Below are 20,562 nucleotides of genomic sequence, written 5' to 3'. Positions count from 1 at the left end.
TTTCCACCGGCTGATTCTCGGCATATTGCCCCTTCACTCCCCCGGCCACCTTGCCTGGACTTCTTGGCCAGGCTGCATGTGTCCATACCTACCGGCAAATAGCTTCCCTAGAATATTTTTTTGCGGGTTTCTCCTTCGGCCTCGTCTTATCAGTAACAAATCAAACCGAATTCTGCGAGGTCACCCCGAAATGCAACAAATCAAAATTCCGAGTTTTTTGGCGAATTACCTAACCCTCCTTGGGTTCTTATGTTCGATTCAGGTCATTCAACCCGTCCCGGCCTGGTCGGGAGAAATCGCAGACCTGGACAACCATTCGGTACAAACAGTCCAATTTGATATTCCTGCCCAGCCTCTGGATTCGGCCCTGCAATCTTTTTCGGCTCAGACCGATCTGCAGGTAAGCGTGGATTCACAGTGGACCGAGGGTCTTGTTTCCAATGCCGTGTCCGGCCAACACACTACAAAACAGGCTTTGAACAAAATGCTGCAACACACCGGCCTGGTTTTTCAGTTCGCCAATGAGAAGACCATCACCCTGAAACCTCTTGCGGACCACGTGTTGACATTGAAGGCAACCCCAAAACAAATGGAAGAACCTCCCGCGATGGAAATGGCGCAAAATGGTTCGGAAAGTCAGGATTCCGGGGGGGGATCAAAAAAAGAGACTGAAGGTACGACCCGCCTGCCACCGATTGCTGTAGAGGGTGCCACCCTGCTGGACCCGAAGGGGTATGTTGAAAACAAACAGTCGGGCATAGCGGGGTTCAATGAACAGACAGTTCTCGAAACCCCTTTTGCGGTCAAGGTCACGCCCTGGGATTTGTTTTTCAATCAATCCTACAATGACATCGCCGCGATGGACCGGCTTGATGCCAGCGTCACCGCCTCCGGGGCGGGCCCGGGCTGGTACGCCAATCTTTCCATCCGGGGTTTGCTTCTGAACAATTTCAACAACTACCGGTACAACGGCCTGAGGATGATCAATCAGCAGGTCAACGGGTTGGAAAACAAAGAGCGCGTGGAAATCCTGAAAGGCCCCACCGCCCTGCAGGCGGGTTTCGGTTCGCCGGGCGGTCTGGTCAATTATGTCACCAAGCGACCCACCGCCGATTCCTATACCGCGGTTCATTTTTTTGGAACCCAGTACGGTAACTGGCGAACCCATGTGGACGTCAGCCGCCGCACGGAAAACGGCAAATTCGGCATCCGCGTCAATGCCGCCTGGGAAGAGTTGAAAACATACGTTGACAAGGTGGATGGCGACCGGCCGTTTATCGGCATTGCGGCGGATTGGCAGATCACCCCCGATACCATTTTCAAATTCGATTTCGAGCATGAGCAGAGGGATCAGACAAATCAACCCGATCTGGTCCAGAGTGTGAATGGCACCCTTCATACCGGGTTCGACCCGAAGACATTCATAGGCCAGGAATGGGCCGATTACCCGACCTACTTCACGCTGTTGGCCGGCAAACTGGAGCATCGGATAAACGAGAATTGGTCTTTCGTGACGGAAGCCAACTGGAACTACCTGAGCCGGGATGAAAACGCTCTTTTTCTCGGAAACCTTCAGACAAACGGGGATGCGACCCTCTTTCTGTATGCCAGTCCGGACCAGACCCGCGAACCCTTGACGGTCCGGGCCATGACACGGGGTACATTTTCCACCGGTTTCGTTGACCACGAAGTCGCTTTCGGGTATGCCCATCACCGCCTCAAAACCCGGTGGGGTGCCGGCTTCTGGGGCGCCATCGGCAACACCAATATCTTCAATCCCGCCGTCATCAACGACCCCAACGTCACGCCGCCGAATCCGTTTATCACGATGCGCATCCAGGAGAACAGCGTTTTTGCGCAGGACATCCTGTCATTGGGCGAGGCCTGGAAACTGCATCTGGCCGGCCGTTATGTGGTTCGCGACGAAAAAAGCTTTAACAACTTTGGAGCCCGGACCGCACGTTTCAAGGACAACGTGATCACACCCAGCGTGGCGCTCATTTACAAACCCCGCCCCAATATTTCCACCTATGTGAGTTACATCGAAGGTCTGGAACCGGGTGGAATCGCTCCCTTGGGAACCACCAACCAAAACGAGCAGATGGGCGCGGTTGCCAGCAGCCAGATCGAGCTGGGCACCAAAATCGAGTTCAATGAATTTTTGAGAGGAGAGGCGGCGCTGTTTCAGATCAGCCGCGATGCGGAAATCGTGAACTCCGCCAACACCTACGTTCAGGATGGCAATCAAATCCACACGGGCATTGAGTTGTCGTTGACCGGCAAGGTCACCTCCGAATGGACCGTGTTCGGCAGTCTCATGTTCCTCGATGCCGAACTGGAGGACATGAACGACCCGTCGGTCGAACGGAACCGCCCCTCCGGAGTGCCCACCCACCGAATGGCGTTTGTGACCGAATACGCGCCGCATGCCATACCGGGCCTGGTTTTCACCGGAAACTGGTCCCGCACCGGATCGCGTCCGGTGAGCAGTGCCAATACCGGAGAAGCCTTGCCTGACTACGACATTTTTGGTCTGGGAGCCCGTTACAACACCCAGATCAACGGCACCCTGGCCACCCTGCGGGTGATCATCGACAACCTGTATGACAAGCGCCACTTTATAAACATCCGGTTCGGCAATCTCACCCCGGGTCCCCCGCGTACGGTCAGCACCAGTTTGAGCCTCCGGTTTTAAACAGGATCGGCACATTGCCGACATCGTTGGGGAGGCTTCGACCAAAGAAATGTAATGGGCACCGTCCGCTACAACGGGTGAGGTGAATCATGGCAAGGATATTCTGGATCAAACTGCATCGTTACGCAGGCCTGACGATCGCGCTGTTTCTCATCGTCTCGGGTTTGACCGGGAGCATCATTGCCTTTTACCACGAACTCGACGAGGGGCTGAACTCGGAACTGTTCTCACCAAACACACCGGGCGAACCGCTGTCTCCCTATGAATGGAAATCCATCGTGGAGAAAGCGGACCCGCGCGTCGAGGTCACTTTCCTTCCCTTGGAAGTGCACGAGCCGGGGGAATCGGTGACGGTCGTCGTCGAGCCGCGCATCGATCCCGCCACCGGCGCACCTTATGAGGTTGGATACAACCAGGTGTTCGTCGACCCGGTCAACGCCAACATCCTGGGCAACCGCCTGTGGGGTGATTGTTGTTTCGAGCGCAAGAATCTCCTGCCCTACTTGTACACGGTGCACTACTCCCTACACCTGCCGCACGAGTTCATCGGCGGTTGGGAAAACATGTGGGGCCGCTGGCTGATGGGCGGCATCGCCACCATCTGGTTTCTGGACTGCTTCGTGGGTATGTACCTCACGTTTCCACCCGGCCGTCCGTTTCTGGAAAAATGGAAACCGGCATGGAAGGTGCGGCGCGACGCCGGGGCCTACCGCATGAACTTCGACATGCACCGCGCCGGCGCACTGTGGCCGTGGGTCCTGCTGATTTTTCTTTCCATGAGCAGTATCTATCTCAATCTCGGGTTCGAGGTGTTTCGTCCGGTGCTGTCGACGGTGTCCACGATTACACCCGATCCCTTTGAAGAGCGAATGGACCGGCTGCCCGATGGACCCTACAAGGCCAACATCGGGTACCGGGAAATTGAGGCCGGCGCCAAAGCGGAAGCGCAACGCCGTGACTGGGACACGTATCTGGGAGGCATCGGATACAGCCCTCACTTTGGAATTTATTCCGCTTATTTCTTTCCGCCGGGCGGGGAGCATGCCCCCGGGCTGGGTCATTCCACCCTGCATTTTGAAGGGAGTACCGGTGAGATGATCGCACACAAGGTTCCTGGAGAGGGAACCATCGGCGATTTCATCATGGAAGTCCAGTTTCCCGTTCACAGTGGACAGATTGCCGGACTGCCGGGACGCATCGTGGTGTCGATGGCCGGGCTTCTGGTGGCCATGCTGTCCGTTACGGGTATCGTTATCTGGTGGGTCAAGCGCAAGGGGCTTCCTGCCAAAACATCCGCCGGCAAGTCGCCAGATGATTCGAACCTCAACGCCACTTCCTGAAAATCTCTACCTCCTCCAGAGGCACGGGGATCCCCTGCGGTGGGCAAGAGTGGCCCCACCGCAGGGGTGTCGCGCTTGTCCAATCCAACCCGGATCGGTCTGGGAGCCCAGGCGGATCGATCACTTTCTGGCAGGCACTCCTTTTCCGGTTTCGACGTAGGTTTTCATGCGGGTGTGAAGAAAAAATTCCCACACGTCACTGCACACCTCATTGCATTCCAGTCGGCTCAGGCCAACATGCGTGAAGATGAGGCGCGCACCTTCATCCAACGATTTAATTTCGAAAAGGACTTCGGTCCCCACCCAGTCACGGGGATCGCTGGAGACACCCGACGGGTGTTCGGCCTCGACGCATTTCCAATGAACGAGCCGATTGGGCTTCAGTTTTTCCACCCGCATGCGCGCAAAGAAACCTGTTTTTGGAAAACGCATGGTGGCAACCGACCCTTCTTCCCCGTCGAACTCGGTGAATACCGTCCACCATCCGCGAATGCCGTCGCGGGTTCCCACGGCACGAAACAAAGATGGGGCTTCCGCGTGCACAGTCAATTCCGTTTTGAAATCATTTTCCATCACCGCCCACCTCCTGAAAATCTTGCACAAATATTTGATTTTCAGTTAATAAGAGAAAGTTGGATATGCCCATTTTGCGTGTAAATATTATTCCGATAATACTAGGAAATTGATACCAATTCTGATATGGTTGTGTCGTTGGAAAGCGGCCGCCACAGGGGGAGGTGGGTGCTTCAGACGGGAGAATCTGGCCTCCTCCGCAGAACCATATAAAGCGTTTTTATATGGGTGCGGTCACAAGGGTTGGAATGCCCGTCTCGGTTCGATAAAACCCCGGGATTACCCAACCCAGTAAAAACAGGGAACGCACTTTCGGCACAAGGACGGGGGGTTCCCACCAATTTGTAGGAGTTTATTCGGTATGTCTGAAGGCAGAGTTAAGTGGTTCAATCAAAGCAAGGGTTATGGTTTTATCGAAGCCGATGATGGCAAAGACTATTTTGTCCATTTCTCGGAAATCCAGGTTGAGGGATTCAAAACCCTTCAAGAGGGTCAATTGGTGGAATTCGAAGGGAGCATGGGCAAAAAAGGTCCGCAAGCGGCGAAAGTCGTTCCCAAGTAATTTCGGCGCTCTCTTAATCCGGCGGGGCCTGGTCGCAGGCTCCGCCGGATTTTTTTTGCCTGAAAACGGCCGCAGCGGAATCAAACGGGAGAGTGGATTCAAACCAGGGTGATCAACGTCACTTCCGGGGGGCAAAGCAGACGGATGGGAACGACGAGGTGGCCCACCCCGCGCGTCACATACGTCTGACGGTGGCCATCCCGGGCCAGTCCTTCCATGTACTTTCTCTTACGCACTCCCGCCTGAAACGGAGCCCCGATGAAGGGAAGCTTGATCTGCCCGCCATGGGTGTGACCGGAAAGGATCAGATCGACCTTGTGGGAGGGATAGAGGATTTCGTTCACTTCCGGGTTGTGGCTGAGCAGGACACGTACCATGTCCTCCGGTATGTCCTTCAACGCCTCACCGGGCGAGCAGGTCGTCTGCCAGTAATCGTCCACTCCGGCGAGGATGATGGAATCGCCGCCGCGTTCGACTCGCACATTGCGGTTGCGCAACCACTGGGCACCGAACCCCTGCTCGAACTCGCGCTCCAGCATCGACGTCGCCTCCGGCCCACTCCAGTAATCATGGTTGCCCAGCACGGCGTAAATACCCGACGGCGCTTTCAATCCGGAAAACGCCTCGACTATGTTCATTATATATTCCGGTTCGAACCCGTGAGGCGGCTCTCCGGGAAAGTGGAAGGTGTGGCCGATGAAATCACCGGTCAGCGCGATCATGTCCGGCTTCGTCGTCATCAGCAATTCGGCGGCGCTTTGCAGATGGTCTTTGGAAACGATGGGTGAGGAATGTAGGTCGCTGAGCAGGCCGATGGTGAATCCGCGGAATGCGGGAGGCAGGTTGCGGATTGTGATTTCCACCCGCTCCAGGCGGATGTTGGAACTCCACGTACCGGCGTAGCCGTGACCGACTCCCGCACCACTCACGGCAAACACTCCCAGCATGCCTTTCAAAAAAGACCTGCGGGGAATCGGTTTTTTAAAAAAATCGAAATGAAATCTCAAGACCGGCGCGCCTCCCAAACGTTCCTTCTATTATCGCGAGCAGGCGCCCGATAAATCCACAAAAAAGAATAAGCCGAATGCCGCTCCACTCCACAACGCCAGATTTCATGCGTATTCAGTGGGCGTCGCTCCAGTTTTCGCCCCAGTCCATATTGACGGTCAGCGGCACCTTTAGCTTTGCCACACCCTCCATTGCCTTCCTGACAAGCGGTTCCATCGCCTTCTTCTCCGCTTCCGGGCATTCGAAGATCAATTCGTCGTGCACCTGCAAAATCATGCGAGACGCCAGTTTCTCTTTCAACATTTTGTCGTGGATGTTGAGCATCGCCATCTTGATGAAATCGGCGGCGCTTCCCTGCACGGGCGAGTTGATGGCGGTGCGCTCGGCGGCTTCCCGCACCTGCCGGTTCTTGCTGTTGATGTCCGGCATGTACCGCCTGCGGTTCATCATCGTTTTCGTGTAGCCGTTTTTGCGCGCCATTTCAATGGTCTCATCCATGAACGTCTTCACGTTCTTGTACAGATCGAAATACTGGTCGATGAAGGTCTTCGCATCTTTCGGCGTGATCTTGAGCTGGCGCGAAAGGCCGTATGCGCTCAACCCGTACACAATGCCGAAGTTCACCGCCTTCGCCATGCGCCGCCCTTCGGGATCGACCTGGTCGATGGGCTGACCGAAAATCTCCGCGGCCGTGCGGCTGTGAATGTCTTCATTATTCTTGAAAGCGCGGATGAGCGCCGGGTCGCCGGAGAGATGCGCCAGCAGGCGCAGTTCGATCTGCGAGTAGTCGGCGGACAGCAGCCAGCATCCGTTGTCGGCAAGGAACGCCTTGCGGATCTCGCGTCCCACCTCGGACCGGATGGGGATGTTCTGCAGGTTGGGATCACTGCTGCTCAGCCGCCCGGTGGCAGCGACGGTCTGGTTGTACGAGGTGTGGATGCGCCCGGTCTCTTTGAACACTTCGCCCTGCAGGGCATCGACATAAGTCGATTTCATCTTCGCGAACTGGCGGTAGTTGAGGATCTTGTCCGGCAGGTCGTGCTCCGCCGCCAGTTCCTCCAGCACGCTGACATCGGTCGAGTACCCGCTCTTGGTTTTCTTCACCGTGCGCAGCTTCAGTTTTTCAAACAGGATCGTCGAAAGCTGTTTCGGCGAATTGATGTTGAACGGCTCCCCCGCCAGCGCATAAATCTCGTCCTCGATTTTCTTGAGGTCCTTCTCCAGTTTCTTCGACAGCTTTTTCAGATGCTCGGTATCGAGCAGGACGCCGGCCAACTCCATCTCCGCCAGCACTTCGAGCAGAGGTAGTTCGATGGTCTCGTACAACTCCAGGTCCTCGCCCTTCAACCGCTTTTCGAAGTGGCGCGTCAAGCGGTAAGTGATGTCGGAGTCCTCCGCCGCGTACTCGGAGGCGCGTTCGATCTCCACTTCATCGAATCCCACCTGCTTGGAAGCCGACCCCGCCACGTCGCTGTACTTGATGGTGGTGTGCTGGAACATCTCGAGCGCGAGGTCGTCGAGACTGTGACTGCGCCGCGACGGATCGAGCACGTACGACGCCAGCATGGAGTCGAACACGATGCCCTGCAACTGAACGCCCTCGTTGTGCAGGACGATGAGGTCGTACTTGATGTTGTGCCCGTACTTCTCCAGCTTCGGGTCTTCGAGCAGGGGCTTCAGTTTGTCGAGTACGTGCTGCTTGTCCAGTTGTTCCGGCACGCCCAGGTAGCGGTGCGCCACCGGGATGTAGCACGCCTCGCCCTCCGCCCACGAAAACGAAATGCCCACCATCTTCGCCTTGACCGGCCGCTTCGACGTGGTCTCCAGATCGAGCGCGAACGCCTTCGCTTTTTTGAGCTTCTTGATCAGATCGTCCAGCGCCTTGTCGTCGAGGATGGTCTCGTACTCGCGTTTGATTGCGGACCCGGTTTCGGCCGTCGCGCCGTCCCCGCCCTCCCCTTCCGGCAACGCCGCCAACAGCGTTTTGAATTCGAGATCGGTGAACAGCTCGCGCAGCTTTTTGTTGTCCGGGTCGCGCGCTTCCAGGTCTTCGATCTTGCAGTCGATGGGCGTGTCGAGTTTGATCGTCACCAGTTCGCGGCTGAGCAGGGCGTTGTCCTTGTCCGTCTCCAGCTTCTCTTTCAGCTTGGCCTTGTCGATCTCGTCGAGGTGTTCGTACAACCCCTGGATCGATCCGTATTTCTGGATGAGGTCGGTGGCGGTTTTGGGTCCGACGCCCTTGACGCCGGGGATGTGGTCGCTGGAGTCGCCCATCAGGCCCATCACCTCGATCACCCGGTCCGGCTCGACGCCGAATTTTTCCTTCACGTCGTCGATGCCGAAACGCTTGTCTTTCATGGTGTCGAGCATGTGGATCTTGTTGGTGATCAACTGCATCATGTCCTTGTCGCCGCTGACGATGGTGACGTCCATGCCCGCCTTCTCGCCTTCGCGCGCCAGCGTGCCGATGATGTCGTCGGCCTCGAACCCGGGCTTGCGCAGGCTTTTGATGTTGAACGCATCGACCAGTGGCTCGAAATACGGGAACTGGACCGCGAGGTCTTCCGGCGGCACGTCGCGATTGGCTTTGTAATCGGCGTACATCTCGTGGCGGAAGGTTTTTTCCTTGCTGTCGAAGACGACGGCGAGGTAGTCCGGTTGCTCCTCGCGCACCACTTTCATGAGCATGGTGGTGAAACCGTAGAGCGCGTTGGTGGGCTGCCCCTTGGAGTTGGACAGGTTGTGGCGGATGCCGAAAAACGCGCGGAAGATGTACGACGAACCGTCGATCAGGTAGAGCTTTTTCTTCGAGGCCATGGAGTGCGCTTATTAAGGTTGGTCACAAACGCCTCAATGTACTACAAATCCGGGACGGGGCCAACAAGGGGGATGGAAAGAACTTACCTGATTACTGGTAAATGCTTTAAAGCCGTCATACGAACAGGCGCATGGGGTTGGCTCGTCTGGGGTGGCGGGGAGGCTGGGGACAAGGCGGCGGTTGCCTTTTACAACCACTTCGACTTCCTCCCCTTCCACGATCAACCCACCCGCCTCTTCCTGCCGATGAAAACCATTGGGAGATTGTTTTGAAAACGGAGGTAAAACGCTGTTAGGTGAATGCCACCACAGATCACTTGAACTTCTCACACTTCAATTAAACAAAACTTCGACCCATTTTTTGGGACATATCAATCACCCATTGGTTATCAAACGAAGGAATAATATCTTGGGTTAATATCAAAATTTCCAAGATAAATATCGAAGAAAATGCCGCACAAAATTTTAATTCTCGCTCCTCAATTGTATCAGAAAGGACCCCTAACTCATTACCTTGCATTTCCCCACTGTAAAAAGAAAATGAAGAAAACACAGACAACGGACTAGAATGAACAAATTCTGACCCACGTCCATAGATTATATTATATTGGCTTTCTCTAATTGGATTTTCACTACCTTTCGAAAGCTTCCTACGATCTTTACTACACCAACTTTCGCTCCACCTCATCTTTCCCTTTTTATTTTTGACCCAAAATTCTTTAAAATCCCTTTGGGCTAACTTATCTTTTTCCTCAATTTCCCTTTCTAAGCTTGGCTGCCCCCATTCCATTTTAAGCTTATAGAGGGAGGTTTCTCTCCATTGCAAAAACTCTTGAAGCTTGGAAAATTTATAAAATTTCATTGCCATTTTTTCTTTTTCGTCCCCTGATCTACTTAGTTCTTCAAGATAAAGGAGCAATTCAAATAGAGATCTGATTAAAATAATCGCATCTTCCCAATGGTTAGTTCGAAGCAAATTTATAATTGATTTGTACTGATTAAACGCTCTATTTACTATCGCCACTTGAACACCAGACCACCAATCCCCCGAGCTCCTCAAAGGTTCGTTGCATATCCATCCAACAAGCTTTTTAAGAATCTCATTCAGCAAAGAAAAAACCTCGGGATATTGCATCTCAGCAGAATTTTTCTGTATATAATTTTTGTCGGGGAATTTTCCAGAATCTTTCTTGTTCCTATTATCTTCTTGCATAGGCTTTTCTCCTCTAAGGACAGTTGCTCTTAATTCTTCTCGTTTTACTGGAAAAGCCTCCTGCCCTTGGCGTTTCAGTTCATTTCTTAATCACTTCCCAAAATATTACAAAAAAGGCATATTCTTATTTTAGACCAACCTGCCTTTAAAGCAGGCTGAAGCCTACAATGATCCCCAAATACCTTTGCCCCACGCCCGTTTTGTGCTACTATTTTGGGACTCGGGGAATTACTGAAGTTACTGAATTTTAAGGCTTAATAGAGAATGCAACCGTTGAAAAAAGATCCCGGCGGCAAGGACGAAGCGCTTCGCATGATGGAGGAAGCCCGGCGCGTCTTGCAGAACGAAAGCGACTCCATCGCCGCGCTCAAGGAGCGTATCGACGCCACCTTCGTCGAAGTCGTCCACCGCCTCGACGCCTGCCAGGGTCACGTGGTGGTTCTCGGCATCGGCAAGTCCGGCCTCATCGGCCAGAAGATCGCCGCCACCTTTTCCAGCATCGGCCTGCCCGCGCTGTTTCTGCACGCGGCGGAAGCCAGCCACGGCGACCTCGGCATCATCGGCAAGGAAGACATTCTGCTCGCCATCTCCAACAGCGGCGAGACGGAAGAACTGGTGCGCCTGCTGCCCATCATCAACCGCCGCAAATGCACGCTGGTGGCGATGACGGGGCGGCCCGACTCCACCCTCGCCAAACGCGCCGATTTCGTGCTCAACGTCGGCGTGAAAGAAGAAGCCTGCCCGCTGAACCTGGTCCCGACCTCCAGCACCACCGCCACCCTCGCCATGGGCGACGCGCTGGCGCTGGTCCTTCTGGAGAAACGCGGCTTCCGGCCGGAAGATTTCGCGCAGCACCACCCCGGCGGCAGTCTGGGCCGGCGCCTGCTCACCACGGTCGAGGACCTCATGCACTCCGGTGACGAGGTGCCGAAGGTGGCGGAAGACGCCAACCTGCCCGCCATCATCACCGAGATGAGCCGCAAACGCCTGGGCACCACGCTGGTGGTGGACCAAAGCGGCCTGCTTTCCGGCATCATCACCGATGGCGACCTTCGGCGGCTGATGGAATCCGGCAAGGATTTCCAGTCCATCCAGGCCCGCGACCTGATGTCGCGCAGCCCGAAATGCGTCGGCAAGGACCACATGGCAACGAAAGCCGTGCAGTTCATGGACGAGCACAGCATCACCTGCGTGGTGGTCTCCGACGACGGCAAAGCGATCGACGGCATCATCCACCTGCACGACCTGCTGAAAGCCGGAATCATATAAAAATCCCTATCCCGCCAATCCTTTGAATCCCGCCTACAAAAACGATATTCTAGTGTTACAATCCCCGGATTAATAGAATCTCCGAACGGATCGACATGACAGGCAACGAGATACGACATCTGTTTTTGAAATATTTTGAGGACCGCGGCCACACCGTGGTGCCAAGCGACGCGCTGGTGCCGAAAAACGACCCCAGCCTGCTGTTCACCAACGCGGGCATGGTGCAGTTCAAAAACGTGTTCCTGGGCCAGGAGAAGCGGGACTACACCCGCGCCGCCTCGTCACAGAAATGCGTGCGCGCCGGCGGCAAGCACAACGACCTGGAGATGGTCGGGCGCACGGCGCGTCACCACACGTTCTTCGAGATGCTGGGCAACTTCTCGTTCGGCGACTATTTCAAGAAGGAAGCCATCGCCTACGCGTGGGAATTCCTCACCGAGATCGTCAAACTGCCGAAAGAAAAACTCTACATCTCCATCTACAAGGACGACGAGGAAGCATTCGAAATCTGGAAAAACGACATCGGTCTCGCCGACGACCGCATCTACCGCCTGGGCGAGGAAGACAACTTCTGGGCGATGGGCAGCACCGGGCCGTGTGGACCCTGCTCCGAAATCTACATCGACCAGGGCGAGGCACTCGGTTGCGGCAAGCCGACGTGCGAAGTCGGGTGCGACTGCGACCGCTACCTCGAAATCTGGAACCTCGTCTTCATGCAGTACGACCGGGATGATACGGGCACCATGACGCCGCTTCCCAGCCCGTGCATCGACACCGGGATGGGACTGGAACGCCTCGCCGCCGTTTTGCAGGGCAAGCCCAGCAACTACGATTCCGACATCATGATGGGGTTGATCGAGCACGCGGCCAAGATCACCGGCAAGGCCTACAACGCCACTCACGAAAACGACGTGTCGCTGCGCGTCATCGCGGATCACGCCCGCGCCGCGACGTTTCTCATCAACGACGGCGTGCTTCCCTCCAACGAAGGACGCGGCTACGTATTGCGTCGCATCATGCGTCGTGCCCTGCGTCACGGCAAACTGCTCGACCAGGAAAAACCCTTCTTCCATCACATCACGGAAGACGTGATCGAAAAATTCCAGGGCGTGTACGCCGACCTCAAGACCAACCGCGACTTCATCCAGAAAGTCGTGACCAACGAGGAGGTCAGCTTCAACAACACCCTCACCTTCGGTACCGAGCGGCTGAACGAAATCCTCGACCGCCTGCGCCAGGAAAACAAAACCGTCATCCCCGGAGAGGAAGTGTTCAAGCTGTACGACACCTTCGGCTTCCCCGTCGATCTGGTGGAAGAAACCGCCAAGGACACGGGATTCGAGCTGGACATGACCGGCTTCGACCGCGCCATGAAGGAACAGCGGGAAAAGGCGATGGCGTCGTGGAAGGGGTCGGGGGAAAAACAGATCGCGCCGATCTACACGAAGATCGTGCAGGAGCACGGCGGCACGCTGTTCGACGGCTACGGCGGGACGGAAGGCGAAGGCCGTGTGCTGGCCCTGCTGAAAGATCAGAAACCCGTCGAGTCGGCGGGCGAAGGCGATGAAATCGAACTGGTTCTCGACGAGACCCCGTTTTACGGCGAGTCCGGCGGGCAGGTGGGCGACATTGGCTGGGCGTTTCACGACAGGGCGCGGCTGGAGATCACCGATACGCAGAAGCCGCTCAACAACCTCATCGTGCACAAGGCGAAGGTGACGCAGGGCACGGTTTCGAAAGGCGACGCGCTCAATCTGCAGGTCGACACACGCAAACGCATTGACACCGCCAACAACCATTCCGCCACGCACCTGCTCCACGCGGCGCTCAAGGAAGTGCTCGGACCGCACGTCAAGCAGGCGGGGTCGCTGGTGGAAGCGGACCGGCTCCGATTCGACTACACGCATTTTTCGCCGCTGACGGAAGAAGAGCGCGAGCGCATCGAGGCGCTGGTCAACGAACAGATCCGCGCCAATCACGAAGTCGAGACCAAGGTCGTGTCGATGGAAGACGCGCTGGAAGAAGGCGCGGTGGCGCTGTTCGGCGAGAAGTACGACGACCACGTGCGCGTGGTCAACGTCCCCGGCTTCAGCAAGGAACTGTGCGGAGGCACGCACGTGCCCGCCACCGGCACCATCGGTTTCTTCAAGATCACGCATGAAGGCGGCATCGCCTCCGGCGTGCGGCGCATCGAGGCGGTGACGGGCTCGCGCGCCTACGAGTGGCTGCAGAACGAGTTCGGCCAGCTCTCCGGCATCCGCAAACTGCTCAAGGCCCAGCCGAATGAAGAGATGAACAAGATCAAGAAAATGCTGGAGCGCCAGCGCGAGCTGGAAAAAGAAGTCAGCACGCTCAAGGACAAGCTCATCAGCGGCAAGGGCGGCGGCACGAGCCTCATGGACGAGGTGAAGAAGGTGAGCGGCGTGTCGCTGCTGGTCAAGAAGCTGGAGGGCATGGATGCCAAGACCCTGCGCTCGTTCATCGACAACGCCAAGAACCAGATCCAGTCCGGCGTCGTGGTGGCCGGGTCCAGCGACAACGGCAAGGTGATGCTGGCCGCCGGGGTGACGAAAGACCTCACCGACCGCTTTCATGCCGGCAACATTTTGAAGGAAATTGCGGGCATCGTCGGCGGCAGTGGCGGCGGTCGGCCGGACATGGCGCAGGCGGGAGGCAGCCAGCCGGAAAAACTCGACGACGCGCTCAACGCCGTGCCGGGTCTTCTCGAAAAATAAGCGCCCGCACCACAGGCAGTTTCCCATTGCCATGTCCGCCGCTGTCGGATACCCTTTAGGGCGAAACCGAATGCAAACACAAATCCGCCCAGCCAACCGCGGTGACGCGGTGAGGGATCGAACATGAAACACAAACGCAAAACAGAACTGGACGAAAAGTGGAAACAGGTCGCCACGCAGGCGGTGACGCAGGAAGAATTCAAACAAAGGCTGGTGGCCAATCCCGTCAGCGTGATGGGCGAGTTTGAAATCCACCTGCCGGAAGGCGTCGAAGCCAAGGTCGGCATCGAAGGCGCCGTCAAACTGTTTCCGCCAGACGGCGCGTCCGAGGATGTGCTGGAAGAAGTACAGTGGTGGAAATGGCGGCTGGACATGATCCGTCAGTTCGGACGCGAGGACAAGTACACCGGCGTCAAGCACACCATGCCGGAGGCCAGCGAAGACGACGACGTCTAGGCCTTATTCTTTCCCAAATCAAACATTGCGCCCGTAGCTCAGCTGGATAGAGTGCCGGATTCCGGTTCCGAAGGTCGGGGGTTCGAATCCCTCCGGGCGTGCCAGATACAAAAAACCACCCGTGCGAACACTCGCCGGGTGGTTTTTTTGTTTTATATATGCATTGCCCTGCTCTCAGGCGTCGATGATGTCGCCGTCGGAGGTCATCTTGGTGGCGGTTTCGAACTCGATGAGGTCCAGGCTTTTCATGGCACGGCACTTGGTGAAGAACATGGCGAGTTCCACCTCCGAGTCGATGATGCGCACCGCCTCGCGGCATCCCACGCCCTCCAGTTCCAGGGTTTCCGATTCGGGCAGGATGTTGCGTTTGTAGCCGGGTTGCTCCATAAACGTTCTCTTCCAGAAAAGCCTCTCCCCTGATGCTTCCATTGGAACACAGGCCGGGAACGCAAGCAACCCGGTGCGATCCGCCATCCCGCTCCCCTTATCCCAACGAGTCTCTAAATCGCTGCCAATGGCCGCCTTAACCGAAACCAGCGACCCGGCCCCTCCCTCACCTTTCGCAAACCTTTCTAAAATCAAACCAAACCCCATCCCGTTCATAACAGTCCGGGCGTAATCTTTGTTCAAAACAATGAAGGGGCGCACACCACAAACTTTCTCGGCCCGAAAGGTTTCATGAACGAACGCACAACCAATCAAAATGTTTTCCGCTCACTGGGTGTCAACTTTTCCTCCCACGAGGCGTTGATCGAATCCCTCCCCTTTTCCACAAACGACACGACCGCAGGCTCGGAAAGCGAACTGCAGGCGGAGGTGAAAGGCAACGCTTCGCAGGTGGACCTCGCGGTCCGCATTCGCGAGTCGAGTTTTTTCTCCAGCGTGCTGAAACGTTGCCGGGCGGGAGAGATCCCGAAAAAGCAGGTGGCCGACCTGGAAAAGTTTCTGGACGGCGACAACCTCCGGGTGTGGGAAAACAGCTGGGTGCGGTTTCCGCTGACGGCACTGGCTCCAGGCACCCAGCGCTTGCTCGAGGATGACCTGCGCGCCGACAAAAAGAACCCAGCTTCTCCGCCCCGTGCCGATACGGATCGATTCCTGTTTCAGAAAGAAGGCGAGCCCTGGGTGCGCGTTCCGATCAGTTACCTGCTGAAGCTCGCGCTGGCCGACTACCTGAACCGGTCGCCATCCCTGCCCGCAATCTGCCGGGAGGAAGGCCCCCGGTTTCTCGACCATTTTCTGAACGACAATACGTCACCCGAGACGCATTCGTTTTATATCAGCTCCCTCGACGCGGAGTCGGGCATGGGTCGCGCCCTGTCGCGAGAGACGGGTCAGCGCTACCTGCTCACGCAGGGCCTCATTCAATACGCCAACCTCAAATTCCAGCTCAAGGACCACGGGCAGGAGGCCACCGTTTATTATTCGCCCCACCCGCCGCTGAGACAGAAAAAGCTGAACGAGATGATTCCCGATTCGTTTTACCGCGAGCTGTTCATGAGCCCGTGTCTGTCCGGCTGGGACGACGGCGAAACAAAACACGCCTACATGGCACTCTGCCATGAGGTGCTGAGCCGCAGTCAATTGAACACCCTCACGAAGTTGAAAGAAGCGGGCATTATCACACGCAACCTCGTGTGCCTGCCCAATCCATCAAATACCAGCCTCGCCAACAACGGCACACACATCAGCCTGGGATCGCGCAAATTGACGTCTGCGCTCGCCGACCCCGCCTCCGGCGTGACCGAAGCAGACGAAAAACGCATCGGCGATCTGGCCATTAAAATCACCGAACACTTCCTGCCGCTGTTCGTGGAAACATACAGCGCCGCGCCGTACCGCATGGACTTCACCGATTTTCATCCCGAAAAGGCGCTCGGGTTTCTGCCGCACGAATTGCATTACACACACCTGCGCATGTTCTGGCGGCGGTGGAAGAAAAAAGCACGGCTAAAGTTTTTCAATCACCCCGTCACCCCATTCGGTCCGGAATGGCTGGACTCGATGACACGCACCACGCTGGGCCTGAAGGGCGATTTCATCGCCGACTTCCGCCTGATCGATTACCTCGTTTGCCTGCTCAGCACGGAACAGTGCTCCGCCCTGGACGGCAAACCCGGCAATCAGCAACGCCTCGCGCGCGATCTGATGCACATGGGCGTGTTTCACGATCATATGCCCATCTACTCGTTCTTTCGCCTGCGGCACTTCAGCAAGATGGGGTATTCAGGATTCGAAGGCCGTTATTATTCCCTGTTCCACAGCCTCCGGGACGACATTGCCCACGCCGCCAATATGCAGAGACTGATCACACTGTTTGCCTACCGTCTGATCGCAAGCGGCGCCGTCACCCATCGCAGTATTCCCGACGACCCGTTCTGCGAAAGCGAACGGCGGCAAATTGTTTTTGCCTCCGCCATCCAGCTTCCCACTTTTTTCGTGAAGAGCAACGGCGGAAATTATTTCCTGCGTCATATCCTGAAGCACACCGAAAATATACGCACCAGTTCCCGCTATCCGGGTTCCTTCCGCGTTCCCACAGTCGAATACAAACAAGCGCTGGTCCGTCTTCTCCGTATGGAAGCGGCAGATCTCGTGTCCATGCTGGGGATGGAAGAAACCCTGCGCGACCTGGAAGACCGCGTGCGATACCCGGCAGAACACTCCGCCGGAGGCAAACTGACCCGTTCTATATTACAGACGTGCGATGCGAAGTCGCCCTTTGATCTCGATGCGGAGACGTTCAACACCGCCGCGGAATCGCAATTCCGCGATGGGCTCCGAAAGCAACACATCCAGGAATCAGTGGAAGAGCTGGCGGAGACGTTCTGTCACAATCGCACGTTCCATGAATTCGTCCGGCGGCACGATCCCGGGTTTCTCGCCCGCGTTCACGGAACCCGAACCCAGAGGGTGTACTGGAACGGGCTTCCGCAAAAACTGGCACAGGGCATGCTTACTTTCAAGGAAGTGGAAAATTTGTTGCAAGCACTGATGCTGTCAATTCTTTTCGATACCGAAAATCAAAATGCCAAAACACACGAAACCCAAAATCCCGGCCTTGCTCCAGCATCAGTATATTGACGGCCAAACCGGCGCCATCGTCGACGAACACCTGTTGAGCGATCCGTTGATCCGCTTTCTGTATTCACAGGTCCGCGAGCACGCTCCCTTCCTGTTTCGCCTGATGACCAGCAAACACTGGTCGCGCTGGGTGGGCTATTTGAATTACGAATCTCAACTGGGCGCAAGGCTTTGCGGCAACGAACGCTTTTTGCAAGAGTGTGACCTCCGCTGGGAGGAATGCGTCGAACCCGTCTGGCGGCTCGACACGCCCCGCAAAATTTTTGAACGGCAGATCCGTTACTGGGAATGTCGTCCCTTGCCCCCTGCGCCCGAAGCGGTGGTCTCTCCGGCGGACAGCCGTGTACTGGTGGGGTCGTTCCAGAAAACAAGCCTTCTTCCGGTGAAACACAAATTTTTCGACTACGAAGAACTGCTGGGCGACCGGCCCGTCTGGCGCAAAGCCTTTACCGGAGGTGATTTCGCCCTCTTCCGGCTGACGCCGGAAAAATACCATTACAACCACTGTCCCGTCTCCGGGGAGGTGCGCGATTTTTACGAGATCGACGGCCGCTACCATTCGTGCAACCCCGGCGCGTTGATCGCCTTCGCCACGCCCTGTTCGAAGAACAAACGCACCGTGACCATTCTCGATACCGATGTCCCCGGCGGCACGGGACTGGGTCTCGTCGCCATGGTGGAGGTGGTGGCGCTCATGATCGGCGAAGTGGTGCAGTGCTACAGCCGCCACCGGTACACCGACCCCCAGCCGATGACGCCCGGACGGTTTCTGCAAAAAGGCCAGCCAAAAAGCCTGTTCCGCCCCGGAAGCAGCACCACCATTTTGATTTTCCAGAAAGACCGCGTGGAATTCGAAGCGCGCATCGTCGCCAATCTCAAAAACCCGTTTGCCAAAAGCCGTTATTCTTTCGACCTGAAAACACCTCTGGTGGAAACGGATGTCAAGGTGCGGTCCCTGATCGGCTCAAGCAAGCCCAATTATGGAATCGCATCATGACCGGCAACTGGATTTTTTGTGCAGGGCTGCTCCTCTTCTCTGTGATTTATCTTTATATAGGATGCAAATACCTTCCACGGGAACGGTTTCAGTTTCTCGCGGTCATCCCGGTGCGCAAGCGCGAGGACGGAAGCTGGGAATCCTTAAACCTCACTTATTACGGCCTGCTCACCGCCACCGCTCTGGGCCTGGGCGTAATGATGTTTTTTACGTTGAGCACGGGAGCCGGTGCGGCGCTCGATTCCAGCCTGCTGTTTCTGACGCTGGTAGTGGGGGCCGGACTGTTTGCGGCGCGCGTATTCTCGCAATGGGTGGAAGGCAAGCAGCACACGTTCACCACGCAGGGTGCCTTCTGGGCCGGAGGCGCACTGGCCCTGCCGGTGCTGGGTTTGATCAACGCTCTGCCGGGTAGCTTCCAAATCGAGTCCCTTCCCATGCTCCCTGTGTTCGCCGCGCTGACGGTCGGTTACTGCATGGCGGAAGGTTGGGGACGGCTGGCCTGCATGAGTTTCGGTTGCTGTTACGGCAAACCCCTGCACGAGATGCCGCTGGGGTTGCGCCGCCTTTTTGAAAACCACTGTTTTCGCTTTGAAGGAGCGACCAAAAAAATCGCCTACGCGCAGGGCTGGGAAGAGGTGCCTATGTTCCCCATTCAGGCCCTCACTGCCGCCCTGCACCTGGTTGGCGGTAGCATCGCCCTCGCTTTTTTTCTCGCATCCAAGTTTCTCACCGCTTTTTTGATTTCCGTCGGAGTCTCTCAGGGGTGGCGCTTCGCCTCGGAGTTTCTACGTCGCGACCACCGCGGTGCGGGACGCTGGAGCGTGTATCAGAAAGGCGCGCTGATAGCACTGGCGTATGCGGGTCTTGTTGGATGGCTCCTTCCGGAGCCTCCCCTGACCGTGTCCATCGCACAAGCGTGGCCATCCATCTTTCAATGGAAAGCGGTAATGTCGACGCTCATCTTCTGCGTCATCACCTTCCTCTACATGGGACGGAGCCAGGTGACCGAATCGCAGGTAACCTTCCGCGTGCGCACCGACCGGATATAAATTCGGCCACCTCGGTAACTCGACTTCTGGATTTCACCCGGTGTTGCAGGCGCATTCGTATTCGTTGTCGTCGAGCCAATGGATCGAGATGTAGTCGGGAAAGGCGACGGTGTCTTTCTGGAAAATCGCGGACTCGATCTGCCCGCAGGTGAGGTTTTGCACGCCGGTGAAATCGCATCCTGAAATATCCACTTCAGCGAAGTCCACATCCTTCAGGTTGGCGTCGTTGAACCTGACGTTATACAGGTCCGAGCCCGTGAAGTCGGCCCCTTCCAGGTTGGCGCCGGTGAAATCGGCTTCATCCACGCGTGTGTAACGCAGGTCGGCTTCAAACAGGTTGGCGTTGCGGAACACGGCTTGCTTCAGCGCCCCCGCTTTCAATTCCGCCCGCTGGAAATTGGCTCCTTCCAGGTTCGCGCCCTCCAGGTAGGCTCCGGTGAGGTTGGCTTCAGAGAAATTGGCGTTGGTGAAGTTGGAGTGACGCAGGTCCGCCCCTTCCAGTTCCGATCCGGCAAACGACGCCCCGGTGAAACGACTGTGGCTCATATTGGCTTCCAGCAGGCTGGACTGGGAGACGTCCGCCGTCTCCGCCTGGACCTGCAGCAGTCGCGCCCGGTAAAACTGCGAATAGGTGAGGACACAGTTCGACAGGTTGGCCGCGGTCAAATCCGCTTCCGCGAAATCCGACTGGCTCAAATCACGGCCGCTGAAATCCATCTCCTTCAATTCGCGGCCGCTGAAATCGCGATCGTCTGCCGTCATGC

15 protein-coding genes and 1 tRNA gene are annotated in these 20,562 nt (G+C 56.5%); 10 read left to right on the top strand and 6 right to left on the bottom strand.

Going from position 1 to position 20,562, the window contains the following annotated elements; genetic code table 11:
• Positions 1 to 76 precede the first annotated feature (76 nt).
• Together ACTRXA_RS00205 and ACTRXA_RS00200 are read left to right on the top strand one after the other, a co-directional pair.
• Positions 77 to 2,695: a TonB-dependent siderophore receptor gene (locus ACTRXA_RS00205; RefSeq protein WP_442425192.1), complete on the top strand. Its 2,619-nt coding sequence runs from the start codon at positions 77 to 79 to the stop codon at positions 2,693 to 2,695.
• Between the two features lie 89 nt (positions 2,696 to 2,784).
• Positions 2,785 to 4,035, top strand: coding sequence for a PepSY-associated TM helix domain-containing protein (locus tag ACTRXA_RS00200; protein ID WP_442425191.1), 1,251 nt, complete (start codon positions 2,785 to 2,787; stop codon positions 4,033 to 4,035).
• Positions 4,036 to 4,155: 120 nt separating this feature from the next.
• Here the strand turns inward: ACTRXA_RS00200 and ACTRXA_RS00195 are convergent, their stop codons facing one another.
• On the bottom strand, positions 4,156 to 4,608 hold the full coding sequence (locus ACTRXA_RS00195) for an SRPBCC family protein (RefSeq protein ID WP_442425190.1): 453 nt from the start codon (positions 4,606 to 4,608) through the stop codon (positions 4,156 to 4,158).
• A gap of 361 nt (positions 4,609 to 4,969) precedes the next feature.
• Between ACTRXA_RS00195 and ACTRXA_RS00190 the strand changes: the two genes are divergently transcribed.
• A complete protein-coding gene (locus ACTRXA_RS00190; RefSeq protein ID WP_442425189.1) occupies positions 4,970 to 5,170 on the top strand; it encodes a cold-shock protein in 201 nt (66 codons plus the stop codon).
• Between the two features lie 98 nt (positions 5,171 to 5,268).
• On the opposite strand, the gene ACTRXA_RS00185 is transcribed toward ACTRXA_RS00190, so the two are convergent.
• The 3 genes from ACTRXA_RS00185 to ACTRXA_RS00175 all read right to left on the bottom strand — a co-directional run bounded on the left by ACTRXA_RS00185 (position 5,269) and on the right by ACTRXA_RS00175 (position 10,208).
• Positions 5,269 to 6,177, bottom strand: coding sequence for a metallophosphoesterase (locus ACTRXA_RS00185; protein ID WP_442425188.1), 909 nt, complete (start codon positions 6,175 to 6,177; stop codon positions 5,269 to 5,271).
• A 115-nt stretch (positions 6,178 to 6,292) separates the two neighbouring features.
• The gene (gene polA, locus ACTRXA_RS00180) at positions 6,293 to 8,995 is read right to left on the bottom strand and encodes a DNA polymerase I (protein ID WP_442425187.1); all 2,703 of its coding nucleotides are present in this window, start codon (positions 8,993 to 8,995) and stop codon (positions 6,293 to 6,295) included.
• A gap of 337 nt (positions 8,996 to 9,332) precedes the next feature.
• Positions 9,333 to 10,208 (bottom strand): DUF5677 domain-containing protein, encoded by an 876-nt coding sequence (locus ACTRXA_RS00175; protein ID WP_442425186.1) that lies wholly within the window; start codon positions 10,206 to 10,208, stop codon positions 9,333 to 9,335.
• 264 nt (positions 10,209 to 10,472) lie between these two features.
• Here ACTRXA_RS00175 and ACTRXA_RS00170 point away from each other — a divergent pair, with 264 nt between their 5' ends.
• From ACTRXA_RS00170 to ACTRXA_RS00155, 4 genes are all read left to right on the top strand, one after another.
• Complete coding sequence (locus ACTRXA_RS00170; RefSeq protein WP_442425185.1) at positions 10,473 to 11,477, top strand: KpsF/GutQ family sugar-phosphate isomerase; 1,005 nt, start codon at positions 10,473 to 10,475, stop codon at positions 11,475 to 11,477.
• 95 nt (positions 11,478 to 11,572) lie between these two features.
• Positions 11,573 to 14,212: an alanine--tRNA ligase gene (gene alaS, locus ACTRXA_RS00165; RefSeq protein ID WP_442425184.1), complete on the top strand. Its 2,640-nt coding sequence runs from the start codon at positions 11,573 to 11,575 to the stop codon at positions 14,210 to 14,212.
• A 123-nt stretch (positions 14,213 to 14,335) separates the two neighbouring features.
• Positions 14,336 to 14,668 (top strand): hypothetical protein, encoded by a 333-nt coding sequence (locus ACTRXA_RS00160; RefSeq protein ID WP_442425183.1) that lies wholly within the window; start codon positions 14,336 to 14,338, stop codon positions 14,666 to 14,668.
• Positions 14,669 to 14,695: 27 nt separating this feature from the next.
• Positions 14,696 to 14,772, top strand: a tRNA-Arg gene (locus tag ACTRXA_RS00155).
• A gap of 70 nt (positions 14,773 to 14,842) precedes the next feature.
• Here ACTRXA_RS00155 and ACTRXA_RS00150 read toward each other — a convergent pair.
• Positions 14,843 to 15,055: a hypothetical protein gene (locus ACTRXA_RS00150; RefSeq protein WP_442425182.1), complete on the bottom strand. Its 213-nt coding sequence runs from the start codon at positions 15,053 to 15,055 to the stop codon at positions 14,843 to 14,845.
• A 291-nt stretch (positions 15,056 to 15,346) separates the two neighbouring features.
• On the opposite strand from ACTRXA_RS00150, the gene ACTRXA_RS00145 reads away from it, so the two are divergent.
• Genes ACTRXA_RS00145 through ACTRXA_RS00135 form a run of 3 tightly spaced genes read left to right on the top strand, consistent with a single transcriptional unit; the run spans position 15,347 to position 19,798 of the window.
• Positions 15,347 to 17,752, top strand: a complete 2,406-nt coding sequence (locus tag ACTRXA_RS00145; RefSeq protein WP_442425181.1) for a hypothetical protein — start codon at positions 15,347 to 15,349, stop codon at positions 17,750 to 17,752.
• Positions 17,697 to 18,749: a phosphatidylserine decarboxylase gene (locus tag ACTRXA_RS00140; protein ID WP_442425180.1), complete on the top strand. Its 1,053-nt coding sequence runs from the start codon at positions 17,697 to 17,699 to the stop codon at positions 18,747 to 18,749. The genes ACTRXA_RS00145 and ACTRXA_RS00140 overlap by 56 nt, the downstream gene beginning before the upstream one ends.
• Positions 18,746 to 19,798 (top strand): prolipoprotein diacylglyceryl transferase family protein, encoded by a 1,053-nt coding sequence (locus tag ACTRXA_RS00135; protein ID WP_442425179.1) that lies wholly within the window; start codon positions 18,746 to 18,748, stop codon positions 19,796 to 19,798. The genes ACTRXA_RS00140 and ACTRXA_RS00135 overlap by 4 nt, the downstream gene beginning before the upstream one ends.
• A 33-nt stretch (positions 19,799 to 19,831) precedes the next feature.
• On the opposite strand, the gene ACTRXA_RS00130 is transcribed toward ACTRXA_RS00135, so the two are convergent.
• Positions 19,832 to 20,560 (bottom strand): pentapeptide repeat-containing protein, encoded by a 729-nt coding sequence (locus ACTRXA_RS00130; protein WP_442425178.1) that lies wholly within the window; start codon positions 20,558 to 20,560, stop codon positions 19,832 to 19,834.
• Positions 20,561 to 20,562: the final 2 nt, after the last annotated feature.

Origin of the sequence: Nitrospina sp. P1_D6, assembly GCF_052156615.1 — a bacterium.
In the GTDB taxonomy this organism is placed as follows: Bacteria; Nitrospinota; Nitrospinia; order Nitrospinales; family Nitrospinaceae; genus Nitrospina.
Note: the sequence above shows the minus strand (reverse complement) of the source record. Positions and strands in the feature narration are given on the sequence as shown.